General features: G+C 36.4%; 1 protein-coding gene and 1 pseudogene. Both read left to right on the top strand.

The window, feature by feature from the left end:
- Positions 1-1,344 (top strand): lactate utilization protein B (locus tag B3J44_RS10725; protein ID WP_286968429.1); only part of this gene is annotated, 1,344 nt, incomplete at its 5' end.
- A pseudogene (locus B3J44_RS10730) lies at positions 1,337-1,621 on the top strand (lactate utilization protein B/C); the annotation flags it as partial. The gene B3J44_RS10725 and the pseudogene B3J44_RS10730, both read left to right, overlap by 8 nt.

Consider the following 1,621-nt stretch of genomic DNA (forward strand, 5'->3'; position numbering starts at 1 on the left):
GTAGAGCGTGTCAATTGGCATGATGAAACACTTTGGTTTGTGCGTGCAAAGAGAGATAAATCAGCGCATCAAATTGAAGATTGGGAACTGCTTAGAGAAACAGCTTCTCAAATCAAATTAAATGTATTATCTAATATTCATGATTATTTAGTTGAATTTGAAGCGAATGCGCAACGAAACGGAATAATTGTGCATTGGGCAGCCGATGCCAAAGAACACAACGAAATTGTACATTCTATCATGGCTAAACATGATGTAAAGCAAATGGTGAAATCCAAATCAATGCTTACAGAAGAATGCCATTTAAATGATTATTTAGCCGAAAAAGGAATTGAAGTAATCGATTCTGATTTGGGAGAATATATTGTTCAGCTTCGAAAAGAATCGCCAAGCCACATTGTACTTCCGGCGATTCACTTAAAAAAAGAAGATGTAAGCGAAACTTTCCACGAACATTTGGGTACCGAAAAAGGAAATTTCAATCCGCAATATTTGACAGAATCTGCTCGCCATAGTTTGAGAAATACTTTCTTAACTAGAAAAGTAGCTTTAACTGGAGTTAATTTTGCTGTTGCAGAAACAGGAGAATTTGTAGTTTGCACGAATGAAGGAAATGCCGATATGGGTGCGCATTTAGCAGACGTTCATATCGCTTGTATGGGATTTGAGAAATTGATTCCAAAAAGAGAACACTTAGGGGTTTTCTTGAGATTATTAGCAAGAAGTGCAACAGGACAGCCTATTACTACTTTTTCAAGTCATTTTAAAAAGCCAAGAGACGGAAAAGAAATGCATATCGTAATTGTAGACAACGGTAGAAGCACGCAATTAGGAAGAGAAGATTTTAGAAATTCTTTAAAATGTATTCGCTGTGGAGCGTGTATGAATACTTGCCCAGTGTACAGACGAAGCGGCGGACACAGTTATCATAATGCGGTTGCAGGACCAATTGGTTCTATTTTAGCACCAAATTTAGATATGAGCAAAAATGCCGATTTGCCTTTTGCCAGTACACTTTGTGGTTCTTGCACTAATGTTTGTCCTGTAAAAATTGACATTCACGATCAATTGTACAAATGGCGTCAGGTTTTGGTAAAAGAAGGACATACTCCGACGGCCAAAACTGTAGCGATGAAAACGATGGCAACGGTATTAGCAAATCCGACAGTTTTTAATATTGCTGGAAAATCAGGTAGATTTGTAATGAAGAACATTCCAGGAATGGTCAATAATAAGATGAATAAATGGTACGATCAGCGCGAAATGCCAGATGTTCCAGAAGAATCTTTTAGAGAATGGTACAAGAAAAATTCGCGAGAATCTAAAGAAAAAGGAAATGAGTAGTAAAGGCGAAATTTTAAAAAGAATAAAAGCAAATCAACCAGAATTGGTTTCAGAATTGCCAGATTTAAATCTTTTAGGTTCAGAACAATTTGATGTATTAGAAACCTACAAAACGGTTTTAAAAGGAATTGGTGGTGATCCTGTAGAAGTTGCCGATTATAACGAAATCATCAATTACATCAAATCCAATTATAATCTCGAAAAACGATTAATTACAACGCTTCCAGAGCTTTCTGAAATTGCTTCTTTAGATTGGAAATCAGTAGATCCGCATTCG

Source organism: Flavobacterium sp. UBA4854, from assembly GCF_002399805.1.
Classification (GTDB): domain Bacteria; phylum Bacteroidota; class Bacteroidia; order Flavobacteriales; family Flavobacteriaceae; genus Flavobacterium; species Flavobacterium ginsengisoli.